The sequence below is a fragment of the Cryobacterium adonitolivorans genome (assembly GCF_004402695.1).
Classification (GTDB): Bacteria; Actinomycetota; Actinomycetes; order Actinomycetales; family Microbacteriaceae; genus Cryobacterium; species Cryobacterium adonitolivorans.
Genome location: NZ_SOFL01000009.1, coordinates 19,831 through 33,831 on the forward strand (window position 1 = coordinate 19,831; position 14,001 = coordinate 33,831).

General features: G+C 68.1%; 14 protein-coding genes and 2 tRNA genes. 6 read left to right on the top strand and 10 right to left on the bottom strand.

Features of this window, described 5'->3' with window-relative positions; translation table 11 throughout:
• Positions 1-9 precede the first annotated feature (9 nt).
• From E3O42_RS03845 to E3O42_RS03855, 3 genes are all read left to right on the top strand, one after another.
• Positions 10-864: an SDR family oxidoreductase gene (locus E3O42_RS03845; RefSeq protein WP_134452612.1), complete on the top strand. Its 855-nt coding sequence runs from the start codon at positions 10-12 to the stop codon at positions 862-864.
• Between the two features lie 77 nt (positions 865-941).
• A complete protein-coding gene (locus E3O42_RS03850; protein ID WP_134452613.1) occupies positions 942-1,439 on the top strand; it encodes an FBP domain-containing protein in 498 nt (165 codons plus the stop codon).
• Positions 1,440-1,526: 87 nt separating this feature from the next.
• Positions 1,527-3,296 carry a putative bifunctional diguanylate cyclase/phosphodiesterase gene (locus tag E3O42_RS03855; protein ID WP_134452614.1) on the top strand — a complete coding sequence of 590 codons (1,770 nt, stop codon included), beginning with the start codon at positions 1,527-1,529 and terminating at the stop codon, positions 3,294-3,296.
• Between the two features lie 12 nt (positions 3,297-3,308).
• On the opposite strand, the gene E3O42_RS03860 is transcribed toward E3O42_RS03855, so the two are convergent.
• Positions 3,309-3,833: a metallophosphoesterase family protein gene (locus E3O42_RS03860; protein ID WP_134452615.1), complete on the bottom strand. Its 525-nt coding sequence runs from the start codon at positions 3,831-3,833 to the stop codon at positions 3,309-3,311.
• A gap of 53 nt (positions 3,834-3,886) precedes the next feature.
• Between E3O42_RS03860 and E3O42_RS03865 the strand changes: the two genes are divergently transcribed.
• A complete protein-coding gene (locus E3O42_RS03865; RefSeq protein WP_198414056.1) occupies positions 3,887-4,234 on the top strand; it encodes a DUF389 domain-containing protein in 348 nt (115 codons plus the stop codon).
• Here the strand turns inward: E3O42_RS03865 and E3O42_RS03870 are convergent.
• The 5 genes from E3O42_RS03870 to serS form a co-directional block, all read right to left on the bottom strand.
• Positions 4,216-4,306: transfer RNA gene (locus E3O42_RS03870), tRNA-Ser, on the bottom strand. The genes E3O42_RS03865 and E3O42_RS03870 overlap by 19 nt on opposite strands.
• Before the next feature lie 92 nt (positions 4,307-4,398).
• Positions 4,399-5,667, bottom strand: coding sequence for an LCP family protein (locus tag E3O42_RS03875; RefSeq protein ID WP_241984617.1), 1,269 nt, complete (start codon positions 5,665-5,667; stop codon positions 4,399-4,401).
• A gap of 43 nt (positions 5,668-5,710) precedes the next feature.
• Positions 5,711-5,795: transfer RNA gene (locus tag E3O42_RS03880), tRNA-Ser, on the bottom strand.
• Between the two features lie 153 nt (positions 5,796-5,948).
• Positions 5,949-6,761 (bottom strand): HAD family hydrolase, encoded by an 813-nt coding sequence (locus E3O42_RS03885; protein WP_134452616.1) that lies wholly within the window; start codon positions 6,759-6,761, stop codon positions 5,949-5,951.
• Positions 6,758-8,023: a serine--tRNA ligase gene (gene serS / locus E3O42_RS03890; protein ID WP_134452617.1), complete on the bottom strand. Its 1,266-nt coding sequence runs from the start codon at positions 8,021-8,023 to the stop codon at positions 6,758-6,760. Before serS ends, E3O42_RS03885 begins: the two co-directional genes overlap by 4 nt.
• A 48-nt stretch (positions 8,024-8,071) precedes the next feature.
• Here serS and E3O42_RS03895 point away from each other — a divergent pair, with 48 nt between their 5' ends.
• Positions 8,072-9,103: a diacylglycerol/lipid kinase family protein gene (locus E3O42_RS03895; RefSeq protein WP_241984618.1), complete on the top strand. Its 1,032-nt coding sequence runs from the start codon at positions 8,072-8,074 to the stop codon at positions 9,101-9,103.
• Positions 9,104-9,119: 16 nt separating this feature from the next.
• Here the strand turns inward: E3O42_RS03895 and E3O42_RS03900 are convergent, their stop codons facing one another.
• Positions 9,120-9,620 carry a hypothetical protein gene (locus E3O42_RS03900; RefSeq protein ID WP_134452618.1) on the bottom strand — a complete coding sequence of 167 codons (501 nt, stop codon included), beginning with the start codon at positions 9,618-9,620 and terminating at the stop codon, positions 9,120-9,122.
• Entirely contained in the window at positions 9,617-10,561 is a 945-nt protein-coding gene (gene pheA, locus E3O42_RS03905; protein WP_134452619.1) for a prephenate dehydratase, read from the bottom strand. Before pheA ends, E3O42_RS03900 begins: the two co-directional genes overlap by 4 nt.
• A 36-nt stretch (positions 10,562-10,597) precedes the next feature.
• Here pheA and pgm point away from each other — a divergent pair, with 36 nt between their 5' ends.
• A complete protein-coding gene (gene pgm, locus E3O42_RS03910) occupies positions 10,598-12,214 on the top strand; it encodes a phosphoglucomutase (alpha-D-glucose-1,6-bisphosphate-dependent) (RefSeq protein ID WP_134452620.1) in 1,617 nt (538 codons plus the stop codon).
• A 15-nt stretch (positions 12,215-12,229) separates the two neighbouring features.
• On the opposite strand, the gene E3O42_RS03915 is transcribed toward pgm, so the two are convergent.
• Positions 12,230-12,910: an amidase domain-containing protein gene (locus E3O42_RS03915; protein ID WP_166787888.1), complete on the bottom strand. Its 681-nt coding sequence runs from the start codon at positions 12,908-12,910 to the stop codon at positions 12,230-12,232.
• Positions 12,911-13,029: 119 nt separating this feature from the next.
• Positions 13,030-13,986, bottom strand: coding sequence for an amidase domain-containing protein (locus E3O42_RS03920; protein WP_134452622.1), 957 nt, complete (start codon positions 13,984-13,986; stop codon positions 13,030-13,032).
• Positions 13,987-14,001: the final 15 nt, after the last annotated feature.

A 14,001-nucleotide genomic window follows, 5' to 3' on the forward strand; every position in this document is an offset into this window, starting at 1 on the left:
GAACATCCCATGTCTATCGTCGTCACCGGAGCCACCGGCCAGCTCGGCCACCTCATCGTCGAGCACCTCATCAAACGCGGCGTCGCCCCGGCCGGGATCACCGCCGTTGGCAGGAACACCGCGCGCCTGGCCGACCTGGCGGCGACGGGCGTCGCCACTGCGGTCATCGACTACACCGACCCGGCCAGCCTGGCGGCCGCGTTCACCGGCGCCGACGTGCTGATGCTCGTTTCCGGCAGCGAGGTGGGCCAGCGCGTCGCCCAGCACGGCAACGCCATCACTGCAGCGGTCGCCGCGGGCGTGGGCCGCATCGTCTACACGAGCGCCCCGAAGGCGGACACCTCGGCCCTGATCCTCGCCCCGGAGCACAAAGCCACCGAGGAGGCGCTGCTGGCGTCCGGTGTCCCGTTCACGATCCTGCGCAACGGTTGGTACACCGAGAACTACGCCGCCGCCGTACAGCAGGCCCGGGAGACCGGCGTTTACCTCACCAGCACCGGTGCGGGCCGCGTGGCCAGCGCCTCACGCAGCGACTACGCCGAGGCCGCCGCCGTGGTGCTCACGACGCCCGGCCATGAGAACGCCATTTACGAGCTCGCCGGCGACATCGCCTGGACCGGCAGCGACATGGCCGTCGCCCTCACCGAGGTCGTCGGCCGCCCGGTCGTCTTCACCCCGGTCTCCCCTGAGGAGCACACGGCCATCCTCACCGGTGCCGGTTTGGACGGCGGCACCGTCGGCTTCGTCGTGGCCCTGGATGGCAACACCCGCGACGGTCTGCTGGCCGGCGGGTCGAGCGACCTGGCGACACTGATCGGCCACCCCACCACCCCGCTGCTGGACGGCCTACGCGCGGTCGCGTAACCCCCACCGCGCCGGGGCGGTGCCATTGAGAGCGCCGGAGGCCTCGACTACGCTGTACGGATTATCGGAGGGAGATCATGAAACCGCTTTCTGTTGCCGAGATCCGGGGTTCCATTGTGAACGCCAGCGCCGACGAGATCGCCAGGATGCCGCTCCCCGGCCTGCACGAAACCATCTGGGACGAACGTGAATATCTGGGTTGGCGCGACCCGCAGGCCGCGCAGCGCGGCTACCTCGTGTTCTGGCGGGGCGATGCTCCGGTGGGCATGGTGCTACGGGCCGCGGCCCGGGGGCCCGGGCGGTCGATGTCGGCGTTCTGTTCGCTGTGCCGCACGCAGCAGCCGGCGCACCAGGTGAGCCTGTTCAGCGTTCCCAAGGCCGGCCAGGCCGGCCGGGACGGCAACACCGTCGGCACCTACATCTGCTCTGACTTGGCCTGCTCCACGCTCATCCGCATCCTGCCGCCACCGTCTCAGATGCAGCCCAACCCCGCCGAGATGATCACCTCCAGGGGCGCCGGGTTGTTGGCCCGTCTCGACGGGTTCACGAACGAGGTGCTCAAGCCCGCGGAGTAGTCACCTGTCACGCATTCGGGGGGCGGCGGAGTAGATTGGCATAGTCCGACGAAGACGACGACAACAGTGGGGCAGGGGGTATGGGGTATGGCGCGCTCTGCGCAGCGCCCGGGGGTGGGCTACCACCCCGGGCTCTTCAACGCCGCCGAGTCGGCCGGCATCCTGCTCGGCGTCGCTCAGGTCGGCTTTGGGCTGCCCCTCTTCCTGTACGCCTGGTACGAGTCGGTGCAGAGCGACGAGCCGCTGGTCGTGCTCCTGGCCGTCGGAGCGGCCCTCCTGGTCTCCGGGGTCCTCAGCGCCGCGTTCCGCCGCCGGATGCGGGTGCCGCTGCGCCACCTCATCCTGTGCTGGATGAGCGTCATGGGCCTGCTCTGCCAGGCCGCGACAGGCGCTGACCCGATCACCTTCACCTTCGCGTGGACCCCCAGTCTGCTGGCCCTGATCGCATTCGCGGTGATCCCTGCCGCGCAATCCCTGATCTACCCGATCGTCTTCATCCCCCTTTCGCTCATCACGCTCGCTTTACACTCTGGCTCAAACCCGGCGGATGTCGCCATGTCGTCGCTCCTCATGCTGTCAACGGGCCTGGGGCTCACCTGGTTCGCCCGTAGCGCTCTCCTGGCGGAGACCGATGAGCTCACCCGCATCCCCAATTTCGCGGGCTTCGAGCAGGTGCTCAGTGCCGCCATGCGTGACAACGCACCGACCCAGCCCCTCTCCCTCGTGCGCCTGGACATCAACGAGTTCGCCCTGGTCAACAGGCGAGAGGGCCGGGAGGGCGGCGACGCGGCGATCGTGGCCTTCGTCGCCGGCGTGTCGGCGGTGCTGCCGGCTGCGGCCACGATGGGCCGCATGGAGGGCGACGCGTTTGCGATCCTGTTGCCCTCGTTCACCGCCGCCGACACCCGCGACCTGCTGGTGCGGGTGCAAGGCCACGTGGCCGGGTTCTCGGCCGGCATCTCGTCCAGGGAGGGCAGCGAGTCCGAGAGCGAATTCTTCGGCCGGGCCGGCAAGGCTCTCTTCGAGGCCCAGCGCGTCGGCCGCGGCAAGATCATCACCCACGGCGGTTTCTACGCCTCCCCGGCAGCCGTGCGGGACGGCCTACGGAATGGCGAGTTCTTCCTGCTCTTCCAGGCCGTGATCGATCTGGCCACCGGCGTGGCCATCGGCGCGGAGGCCCTGGTGCGTTGGCAACACCCCACCAGGGGCCTGGTGTCGCCCGCCGAATTCATCCCGCTCTGCGAGGCGAGCGGCTCCATCGTGGTTCTCGGGCAATGGGTCGTTCGCGAGTCGATCGCGGAGGCCGCGAACTGGCGCCGGCTGCGCCGGTGGGAGCACGAAGAGGTGAGCGTGTCGATCAACGCTTCGGCGCGGGAACTGGCCTCCACCGGCTACGGCGAATTCGTCCTCGCCGAGTGCGCCACAGCAGGCCTTCCGCCCGCACAGGTGTGCATCGAAGTCACCGAGACTGACTTCGGCACTGATGCCGCAGTCGTGCGCGCCAACATCCGGGTTCTGAGAGGAGCCGGGGTGCTCATTTCGATGGACGATTTCGGAACCGGCCACTCGAGCCTGTCCAGGCTCACCGAGATCGATCTCGACGTGATCAAGATCGACCAGTCCTTTGTGGCCGTGATTGATACCCAACTGGATTCCCCGGTCGCCGACCTGACGATCAAACTGGCGGCGGCCCTCGATCTGCAGGTTGTCGCCGAGGGTGTCGAAACCGAGGCACAGGCGCAGTGGCTGCGGGAGCGCGGCTGCCTGCTCGCGCAGGGTTACCTGTACTCGCGGCCGGTTGCCGCCGACGAATTCGTGGCCAGGTTCCTCGTCCAGCCCTCGAGTACCCGCCCCTGACCTTCCGGCGGCTCAGCCTGTTCCGGTGGGAGCTTCCGGCGAGATCCGCACGAGGGTGACGTCGGTGAGCTGCCCGTTGTCGGCGACAGCGGTCAGGTAGGTGTGGGCGCTCTGACCCCGCCGGTCGGTAGGTGACCCCGGGTTGAGTAACCGCAAGCCTTGCGGCGACACGCTGTCCCAGGGGATGTGGCTGTGCCCGAAGACGAGCACATCGGTGTCGGGAAAGGCCGCGTCCATGCGCGTCTCGCGCCCGGTGGCCGCACCGGTTTGGTGGATCATGGCAAAGCGGATGCCCTCGATCGTGTCCCGGGCGATCTCCGGCAGCACGCCGCGCAGGTCGGCGCCGTCGTTGTTGCCGTATACGCCCAGCAGCGCCGTCGCGCGGCGGGACAGCTTGTCGTAGAGGCTGAGGTCGACCCAGTCCCCGGCGTGCAGCACGAGATCGGCCTCATCGACGGCCCGCCACACCTGCTCGGGCAGCTGCCGGGCCCGCTGGGGAACGTGGGTGTCGGAGATCAGCATCAGTCTGGTGGCCATGCCCCATTCTGGCCCGCCTACCGATCCTCGCGCACGGGGGCTGGATTCACAGCGTGGCCGACCGCTTCAACACCGCCGAGGACATGCGCGACTCCGTCTTCTTCGACGGGCCGGCGTCCGGTGCGCGGTACTCCAGATTCTGGATGCTGCTGGTGCTCGGCGACCGCACCAACCTCATCCGCTCGCTGGTGCTGGTGCTGGTGCTGGGCGGCGCGGCCGCGGCCGTGGTGATCGGCGTCGAGGTCGGCCTCCTGGTGCAGACCGATGTGATCTCCGACACGCTGCCCGGCGTCGCGATCGTCATCTCCCTGGTGCCACCGCTGACCGTGGCCGGCGCAGAAAAGCCCGCCGGATCCTGGGATCCGGCGGGCTTTTCGAAGTGCGGAGACGGAGGGATTTGAACCCTCGGTGCCCTGTGAAGGGCACTCCACCTTAGCAGGGTGGTGCACTAAGCCGGGCTATGCGACGTCTCCCGGATGTCTGCTTGCGCAAACACACATCCACAATACTAACCGCACCGCGGCGTCAGTTTGAACACCATCCCCACGGGTGGGTGCCGGCGGTACTACTGGTCGGCCAGAGTGCGCCCGGCCGAACAGGTGTACTGGGACGCGTCCTGCCCGTAGACGTTGCTGGGCAGCGCCGTTTCGGTGGGGGCCGGCTCGGTCGCGGCAGGGTCGGTCGCTGCGGGGTCCACCGGCTCTACGGGAGCTTCGGTCGCCCCGGCTGCGGGGTCGGCCACGGAGCGGAAGTCGGCCTCGCCGGGCGCCAGCGACGGAGACTCGTCGGCCAGGATGGACGCCATCAGGTCGTCCGCGGCGGACTCGTCGGGTTCGACCCCCCCGTCGACGTTGAAGACCGGATATTGCACGAAGACGACCTTCTCGAGCGGAATGTCCTTCATTGCCATCGCGATGGAGACCATGGTGTCCATGCTCTGCAAGTAGGTAGACAGCTCCATATTGTCCACGGCGGCCTTGGCGATCGAGTACAGCTTGATCGGGTCGCTCAGCGTCTCGGCGCTCTTGAGGGTGCGCACCAGCGAGGAGAGGAAGACCTGCTGGTTGCTGATGCGGCCGAGGTCGCTGCCGTCGCCGACGCCGTAGCGGGTGCGCAGGAACTGCAGGGCCTCCAGGCCCTTGAGCTCATGCTCGCCGGCCGCGAGGTCCAGGTCGGTGTGTTCGTCGACGATGGGTTCCGCGATGCAGACGGGCACCCCGCCGACGGCCTCAGACATGGCCGCGACACCGTTGAACTGCACGACGGCGGCGTACTGGATCGGCAGACCGGTGAGTTCCTCGACCGTCGAGACGGTGCAGGAGAGCCCGCCGTAGCCCAGGGTGGTGTTGATCTTCTGGCTGCTCATGGCGGAGTAGGTTTCACCGTCGGGGCCGGTGCATTCCGGGATGGGCACGTAGGTGTCCCTGGGGAAGCTGACCACGGTGGCGCTGCTGTGGTCTTCGGCGATGTGCAGCAGCATGGTGACGTCGTTCAGGACCGCTGTCTCCTTCTCAGGATCGCCGTAGCCGCCGCCCTGGCCAGCACGACTGTCGCTGCCGACGAGAAGCAGGTTCGCCCCGCCGTCGATCGCGCCGATCTGCGGGATCGGACCCTCGGTCTCGCTCTCGAGGCGGATGGGATCCTTGACACTGGTGGCCACGTTGAGAGTGGCGAGGGCTGCGACGGAGACGCCGCTGACCATGACGACGGCAAGAGCGGCAGCGAGCACCTTGGCGACGTTGGCGAACGCGTTGGACCGCTTGAGCCTTCCGTGTCGGGCCATCGGGCTGATCTGCTTCGATCGTTTCGAGCGGGGGCGCAACTGGTCGCTCACTTACGATCCTTTCGTCATTGTGCAGGTGCAGCGCCGCACGGCGCGGAGGGCGTGGGATTCGAACCCACGAGACATTTCTGCCCACCAGTTTTCAAGACTGGCTCCATCGGCCGCTCGGACAGCCCTCCCGATTCGGCGCTGGAGCATCCCATGACGGGCTGGATCCAACATCGAACTTCGCCCGATCTTAGCCGATCACGGAATATGTAGCCTGACACGCGAATCTGGTAAGGCCCTGCACGGCGGGCGCGGCCCGATTATGGCGTCGCCCGGCCGTGATGTCAGATGCTGCTTAGGACCACGGCCAGGCCGTCGTCCTGCACGCTCACCGTCAGCTCGCTGGCGGCCTCGAGGACCTCATCCGGGGACTGGCCCATGGCCACACCCCGGCCCTCCACGCCGGCCCAGAGCAGCATGTCGATATCGTTGCGCCCGTCGCCGACAGCCATCACCCGGCTGCGCGGGATGCCGCACTCGGCACGCACCCGCTCCATGGCGGTGGCCTTGTTGACTCCGTCTGGGGCGATGTCGAGCCAGGCGGTCCAGCCGATCGCGTAGCTCACCCGGTTCAGGCCCATCTGCTCAACCACCGCCAGGAAGTCCTCCATGTCGTGGTCGGGCGAGACGACGACGACGCGGGTGGCGTCGTGACGCAACAGCTCGTCGAAGCCGACGTGCTCACTGTCGATGCCGATCGTGGCGTCGGGGAACACCTCCGTGTACCGGTAGAAGCCGTGCTCGTCTTCGACCGCATAGCGCGCATCCTTGAGGTGCGAGCGGATGGAGAGCAGCACGTCGCTAGGGTCGAAGGTCTCGACCCATTCACGGCGGTATCCGGTCGGGGCATCCGCGTCACGATGCAGCGTGATGGCGCCGTTGGAGCACACGACGAACCGTGGCGAGATCCCGAGACGGTCCAGCACCGGAAGGGTGGCGGCGGAGCTTCTCCCGGTGGCGAGCATGATCTCGTGGCCGGCCTCGTGCACCCGGCGCACCTGACGGATCACGGCCTCGCTGATGGTGCCGTCTTCGTGCAGGGTGGTGCCGTCGATGTCGAGGGCGACCAGCCAGGGCGCGTCAGTCTTGGGCGTCATCGGATGGGCGTGAGAACGTCGAGCCCGCCAAGGTAGGGGCGCAGTGCCTTCGGCACGAGAACCGAGCCGTCGGCCTGTTGGTGCGTTTCAAGGATGGCGACGATCCAGCGGGTCGTGGCGAGGGTTCCGTTCAGGGTCGCGACCGGGGCGGTCTTGCCCGACTCGGTGCGGTAGCGGATGTCGAGGCGCCGGGCCTGGTAGGTCGTGCAGTTGCTGGTGCTGGTGAGCTCTCGGTAGGCGCCCTGGGTGGGCACCCAGGCCTCGATGTCGTACTTGCGGGCCGCGCTGGAACCCAGGTCGCCGGCGGCGACGTCGATCACCCGGTAGCTCAGGCCGAGGGCCTGCAGCATGCCCTCCTGCAGGGCGACGAGGCGGTCGTGCTCGGCTTCGGCGTTCTCGGGCAGAACGTAGGTGAACATCTCGAGCTTGTTGAACTGGTGCACCCTGATGATGCCGCGGGTGTCCTTTCCACCCGACCCGGCCTCACGGCGATAGCAGGTGGACCAACCGGCGTAGCGCGTCGGGCCGCCGGACAGGTCGAGGATCTCGTCGCTGTGGTACCCGGCGAGCGCGACCTCGCTGGTTCCGGTGAGGTAGAGGTCGTCGGCGGGCAGGTGGTAGATCTCGTCGGCGTGCTCGCCGAGGAACCCGGTGCCGTCCATGATCTCCGGGCGCACCAGGGTGGGGGTGATCATCGGGATGAAGTCGGCCGCGAGTGCGTGGTCCAGCGCCATGTTCATCAGGGCGATCTCGAGCCGGGCCCCGATTCCGCGCAGGAAGTAGAACCGGGCGCCGGACACCTTGGCGCCGCGGGCCATGTCGATGGCGCCGAGCATCTCGCCAAGCTCGAGGTGGTCGCGGGCTTCGAAGTCGAAGGTGGGGATCTCTCCGTGGGTGCGAAGGGTGGCGAAGTTGTCTTCGCCGCCGGCGGGCACGCCGTCGATGATTGGGTTGGCAATGGTACGCATCACACTCGTGAAGCGGGCCTCAGCCTCGGCGGCGGTCGCTCCGGCCGCCTTGACCTCAGCGGCCAGGCTCTGCGCCTGGGCGACGAGGGCCTTCTTCTCGGCCGGCGGCGCCTGCGCCACGGTCTTGCCGAAGGCGTTCTGCGAGGCACGCAGCGCCTCGAACGTGGTGATCGAGGATCGCCGGTCGGCGTCGGCGGCGAGCGCGGCGTCGACGGCGTCGACAGAGTCGCCCCGCGCCTCCTGCGATCGCTTGACGAGGTCGGGATTTTCGCGTAGCAGCACCGGATCAATCACTCGGTCAGTCTACAAGCGCCAGCAGTGGCCCCTTGCTAGCCTGTGCGGGTGCCAGACTCCAGTTCCGGAACCAGCGACATCCCCTCGAGCGTGCGCCGTGCCGCGGTGGTCTACAACCCCGTGAAGGCGGATGTCGACAGGTTGCGCCTGAGCGTGAACACCGCGGCCGCCGCGGCGGGCTGGGCCGAACCGCTCTGGTTGGAGACCTCCGTGGCAGACCCCGGCCAGCGGGTCACCCGGCAGGCCCTGCGCCAGGGTGTGGTCATGGTGATCGCTGCCGGCGGCGACGGCACCGTGCGTGCGGTGGCCGAGGCGCTGCGCGGTTCTGAGGTGAGCGTCGGCATTCTTCCGGTGGGCACCGGCAACCTGCTGGCCCGCAACCTGCAACTTCCCCTGAACAGCCTCGACGACTCCATCAGCATCGCCTTCGACGGGGTCGACAAGGCCATCGACCTCGGCGTGGCCTCGGTGACCTACACCGACAACAGCATCAATGACCACGTCTTCCTGGTGATGGCCGGACTCGGTCTCGACGCCCAGATGATCGTCGAGACCCGCCCCGACCTCAAGAAACAGGTGGGCTGGCTGGCCTACGTGGACGCGGGCATGCGCGCCATCCCCAGGGCCGAACCGTTCCGGATCCGTTACAGCCTGGGCACCCGCAACGAGCACCAGGCGCTCGTGAGCACCATACTGATCGCCAACTGCGGGGTGCTGCCCGGCAACATCCAGTTCCTGCCCGAGGCCCGCATCGACGACGGCGTCCTGGACATCGCCGTGCTGCAGCCCAAGGGTGTGCTCGGCTGGCTCAAGATCTGGCGCCGGGTGACCTGGCAGAACGGGGTGCTGCGGCGCTCCGCCGTCGGGCGGAGGATCATCGAGCTCACCGAAAGCGACAACGAACGCGCGATGACGACCCTGGTCGGCACCGACATCCGGATCGTGCCGGACCAGCCGCAGCAATTCGAGTTGGACGGCGACGAATTCGGCTTGGTGAAAAGCGTGTTCCTGCGGGCGGATGCCGGTGCCCTGCTGGTGCGGGTGCCGGCCGGACGCGCGGTGCCGACGGACGCATCCTGAACGGTTCGGCGGGTGGCTAGAGGCTCGGGGCGCTTCGGCGCCGACGGGCTCGCCACGCCCAGGCGTGCCAGAAGAGCAGGCCAGAGAGGGTGAGCAGGCCCGCGATCTGCATTGGCGGGGCGATCGTATAGCTCAACTGTTGGACCAACATGCCGAACGGGACGGGCCCGCTGCCGGCGTAGGAAAAGTTTGTGAATGAGTACGTCGCGCCCTGCCACTGCAGGGTCACGGCGACGACGACAAAGAGGACACCACCCGCCCAGAGCAGCGTGATGAACGGGTTCCAGCTCGATCGTTCCAGCTCGTCGTGGAAGGTGTCGCCGTCGAAGGCCAGGGTGTCGAGGTCGTCGCCGGGTCCGGCGGCCGCGGTGTCCGGATTCGCCGGCGGCGGGCCGATCAGCTCACGCCGCTCGGGCGGGCGGGGCGCGTCGCCGGGCTGGTAGCCGCGCTGAAACCTGGCATCGTGCCGCGGGTCGAACGCCGGCCGATCTGCGCCGGTCCCCCCGGGCTCGGTCACGCTGTCGGCTCCCCCGACACCAGGCCGCGCAGCCAGTCCCTGGCTTCGATGAAGACACCGTCGTCGTACCGGTCGGTGAACACATTGGCCTGTTTGTCGGCCCGCGGATACGAACCGAGGAAGATCACCTTGGGACTGAACCGGCGCAGCCCTAGCAGGGCGTCCGCGACCCGTTCGTCGAGGATGTGCCCGTCGGCGTCGATGACGAAACGGTAGCGGCCGAGAGAGTCGCCGATCGGCCGGGACTGGATCAGGCTGAGGTTGACACCGCGGGTGGCAAACTGTTCGAGCATCTCGAGCAGGGCGCCGGCCCGGTCCTCCGGCAGCTCCACGATGACGCTGGTCTTGTCGGCCCCGGTCGGCTCCGGGATCACGGTGGTGCGTCCGACGAGTACGAACCGGGTGACGGCGTTGGGGTTGTCGCCGATGTTGCGGGCGAGCACCACCAGGTCGTGGTGCTTCTCGATGCCGGGCGGAGCGACGGCGGCATCCGCCGGGCCCGGTTCGAACAGGGCGGCCGCGGCGGCCACGTTGCTCGACGAGGGGATGTGCCCGTGCCTGGGCAGCGTCGCTTCGAGCCAGCTGCGGCACTGCGCGTACGCCACCGGATGCGCGTTGACGATCTTGACGTCCTCGAGGCTGGTTCCGGGCCTGGCGACGAGCACGAAGTTGACCGGCACCAGGTATTCGCCGATGATCCGCAGGTTCGGCACGCTGGCCAGGGCATCCTGGGTGGCGCTCACCCCGCCGTCCACCGAGTTCTCGATGGCGATCATGGCGGCGACGCTGCGGCCGCTCACGACGTCAGCGAAGGCCTCCCCCACGTTGTTGACGGCCCGCCACGGCAGGCCCTGGGCCGCGGCCACCTGGGCGAGGGCGGCCTCGGTGAAGGTCCCGGCCGGTCCCAGGAAGCTGTAGTGCACATCGGGAGTCTCTGGCATGGCTCACAGCCTAGTTGGAGTGCAAGACTGGGGACCATGACCGAACGCGCAGGCACCCTGGCCCAGAACTCAGATCTGATCGACGTCGGGGCCCTCATCCGGGCCTACTACGACCTCAAACCGGATGTGTCCGTGACGGCTCAACGGGTCGTCTTCGGCACCTCGGGCCACCGCGGCAGTTCGCTCAACACGGCCTTCAACGAGAACCACATTCTCGCCACCACCCAGGCGATCGTGGAGTACCGCGCCGGCCAGGGCATCACCGGCCCGCTGTTCATCGGCGCCGACACCCACGCTCTGAGCAAGCCGGCCACCACCACGGCCCTCGAGGTCCTCGTCGGCAACGGCGTGCGCGTGCTGGTCGACGAGTTCGACGACTTCGTGCCCACCCCGGCGCTTTCCCACGCGATCCTGGCCTACAACAGGGCCGGCCACGACGACCAGGCCGACGGCATCGTTGTCACCCCCAGCCACAACCCGCCCATGGACGGCGGCTTCAAGTACAACCCGCCGCACGGCGGACCGGCCGACAGCGACGCCACCTCATGGATCGCCAACCGCGCCAACGAGATCATCGCCGACGAGATACGCGCGGTGCGCATGGCCGAGCCGAGCGCCGTGGAAACCTACGACTTCCGCGGCCATTACGTCGACGACCTCGAGAACATCATCGACATGAAGGCCATCAAGGCCAGCGGCATCCGCATCGGCGCCGACCCGCTGGGCGGCGCGAGCGTGGGCTATTGGGGCGCGATCCGCGACCGGTACGAGCTCGACCTCACCGTGGTCAACCCGCTGGTCGACCCGACCTGGGCGTTCATGACACTGGACTGGGACGGCAAGATCAGGATGGACCCGTCCAGCCCCTCCGCGATGGCCTCGGTGCTGGCGCACAAGGACGACTTCGATATCCTCACCGGCAACGACGCCGACGCCGACCGCCACGGCATCGTCACGCCGGACGCCGGCCTGATGAACCCGAACCACTTCCTTGCCGTGGCCATTGAGTACCTCTACAGCCACCGCGACGGTTGGCGGGCGGATGCCGCGATCGGCAAGACCCTCGTCTCCTCCACCATGATCGACCGCGTTGCCGGGTTCCTCGGCCGTGAGCTGTGGGAGGTCCCAGTGGGCTTCAAGTGGTTCGTTCCCGGCCTGATCGACGGCTCGGTCGCCTTCGGCGGCGAGGAGAGCGCCGGCGCAAGCTTCGTGCGCTTCGACGGCACCGTCTGGACCACCGACAAGGACGGCATCCTGCTGGCCCTGCTCGCCGCGGAGATCGTAGCCGTCACCGGCAAGTCGCCCAGCGTGCGGTACGCCGAGCTGGCCGAGCACTTCGGCGCCCCGGCCTACGAGCGCATCGATGCCGTCGCCACGCCCGCGCAGAAGACCGCCCTCGGCAAGCTCGACGGCGCGGCCATCACCGCCACCGAGCTCGCCGGCGACAAGATCATCGGCGCGCTCAGCAACGCCCCGGGCAACGGCGCGGCCATCGGCGGTGTCAAGGTCTTTACCGAGTACGCCTGGTTCGCGGCCCGGCCCAGCGGCACCGAAGACGTCTACAAGATCTACGCCGAGTCGTTCAAGGGCCCGGAGCACCTCAAGCAGGTGCAGGTCGAGGCGAAGGCCATCGTCGACGCCGCGATCAGTTAGCCCGCACTCGGCAGGTTACGGGATGCTCCAGTAGTAGGCGGTACCGCCCGGGTGCTTCTCGGTGATGGCGAAGTCCACCGAGAGGTAGTCGGTGTCGTCGGTGTGCCCGGCGTAGTAGATGACGATGTCGTCTCCGGTTCCCTCAATGCGGGAGACGATGGCGGTGTGGTCACGGTCACCGGTGTTGTCCCAGTCGAACTGCACGACATCGCCGAGTTTCACCTGGTCGCGCTGGTCGTCGGTCAGGGCTGTGGCCCGGCCGGAGTCCGTCAGGTAGTTCATGAACGCGGTGGAACTCACCCACGGTGATGAGAAGTCGAATTCGGAGCCGGTTCCGCTGGTCCACCAGTCCTCGTCCATGGCCCATCCCCTGGCCACCAGGGCTTGGCTGGTGAAGTTCACGCAGTCGTTTCCGGTGACCACGCCGTAATCGTCGGTGTTGTAGTCCTTCCAGTGCGCCAGCGCGTAGCCCAACTGAGCCTGCACCGCGGGGTCGACGTCGACGGGCGCGGCCGTTGTGGCCGGGGTCGCGCGCGGCGCGGCCTCCGCCGATGTGGCGGCATTGACCGTCGTGGCACCGTCTTCGGCCGAACCGGTTCGATCCGCGCCGGATGTTGCCAGGGCCACGGTTCCGACGACGAGTCCGCTGAGGACCAGGGCGATGACGCCGATCCGTGCTGGTCGAGCTAAAGCCACAGCTACCTCTATTCGAAGGGAATATCCAAGCAAACCACATCATTTGGTGAAGAGTCTGGGACTGGACCCCGAGCCGCCGATGGGCCGGCAGGAGTCCGCCCGGCACCTATTGGACGCTCCTATAGCCCACGCTGCCACCGGCCAGCACTAGCGATTCGTCGACGGACCTGTAGTCGGTGTTGTTCGTGTGCGCCGACAGTGACCTCGGCGCGCTGATCGTTCGTCAGCGCCGTCGCTCGCTCGGGATGGGCGGTGAGGTAGGCGGCGAAGGCTGTTGAGCTGGCCCACGCTGGGCTGTACTGGCCGGTGCTGAAGGACCACTCGGCGTCCATCGTCCAGCCGCGCGTGATGAGCGACTGGCTGGTGAAGTTCACGCAGTCGTTGCCGGCAATCGAGCCGAAGACCTCGGTGTTGTAGTCCTGCCAGTGCGCCAGGACGTAGTCGATCTGCGCGGTGATTTTCGGATCCGGCACGTAGGTGAAGGTGAGTACCGGCGGCGTCGGCTCCGCGGTGGCCGGTGCCACCGCGGCGACGGCCCCACCGGCGGCGGGCTCGATGGCCTGCGTGAGGGCCGCCGTTGCGGCGCCGCTCGAGGCGGCGCCGTCACCGGAGACGCCCGTTCCGCCGGCCACCTGCACCGGATCACCGGTACCGGCGAACAGGCTCACCTGCACCGCACCGGGGTCCGTCGTGGCGGGGGTCTGCAGCGTCACGGTGTCCGCTGTCGCCGAGACCACCTGGGCCGGCTTGTCGCCGAAGCTTGCGCTGGTCACACCCTCGAGGTCGGTACCCGTGACGGTCACCCGGGTGCCGCCGGTCACCGGTCCGGCCGGCGTTCCATCGGCGGCGAGCACCGTGCTGCGGATGATCGGAACCGCCGGGGTGATAACGGCGGGCATCGAGATGGTGGCAGTGGGCGTCGGAGACGGCGTGACCGTTGCCGTGGCGGCGGCGAGGTCGGCCACGATTGGGAGGTGGCGTTTCTGCCGGGCCTTCTGGTGTTGGCGTTTGAGCTGGCGCCTGGTGGATTTTCGGGAGTCAAGAACGGGATCGGGGCGCACAGAATCGTTTCTCATCGGCGGGGTGGGGAC

What these genes read in the sequence shown, in the direction of transcription:
- E3O42_RS03860 (WP_134452615.1), bottom strand. Translation starts at nt 3,833, where the DNA reads ATGGCCACCAGACTGATGCTGATCTCCGACACCCACGTTCCCCAGCGG.
- pgm (WP_134452620.1), top strand. Translation starts at nt 10,598, where the DNA reads ATGACCGAACGCGCAGGCACCCTGGCCCAGAACTCAGATCTGATCGAC.
- pheA (WP_134452619.1), bottom strand. Translation starts at nt 10,561, where the DNA reads ATGCCAGAGACTCCCGATGTGCACTACAGCTTCCTGGGACCGGCCGGG.
- E3O42_RS03850 (WP_134452613.1), top strand. Translation starts at nt 942, where the DNA reads ATGAAACCGCTTTCTGTTGCCGAGATCCGGGGTTCCATTGTGAACGCC.
- E3O42_RS03885 (WP_134452616.1), bottom strand. Translation starts at nt 6,761, where the DNA reads ATGACGCCCAAGACTGACGCGCCCTGGCTGGTCGCCCTCGACATCGAC.
- E3O42_RS03845 (WP_134452612.1), top strand. Translation starts at nt 10, where the DNA reads ATGTCTATCGTCGTCACCGGAGCCACCGGCCAGCTCGGCCACCTCATC.
- E3O42_RS03855 (WP_134452614.1), top strand. Translation starts at nt 1,527, where the DNA reads ATGGCGCGCTCTGCGCAGCGCCCGGGGGTGGGCTACCACCCCGGGCTC.
- E3O42_RS03920 (WP_134452622.1), bottom strand. Translation starts at nt 13,986, where the DNA reads ATGAGAAACGATTCTGTGCGCCCCGATCCCGTTCTTGACTCCCGAAAA.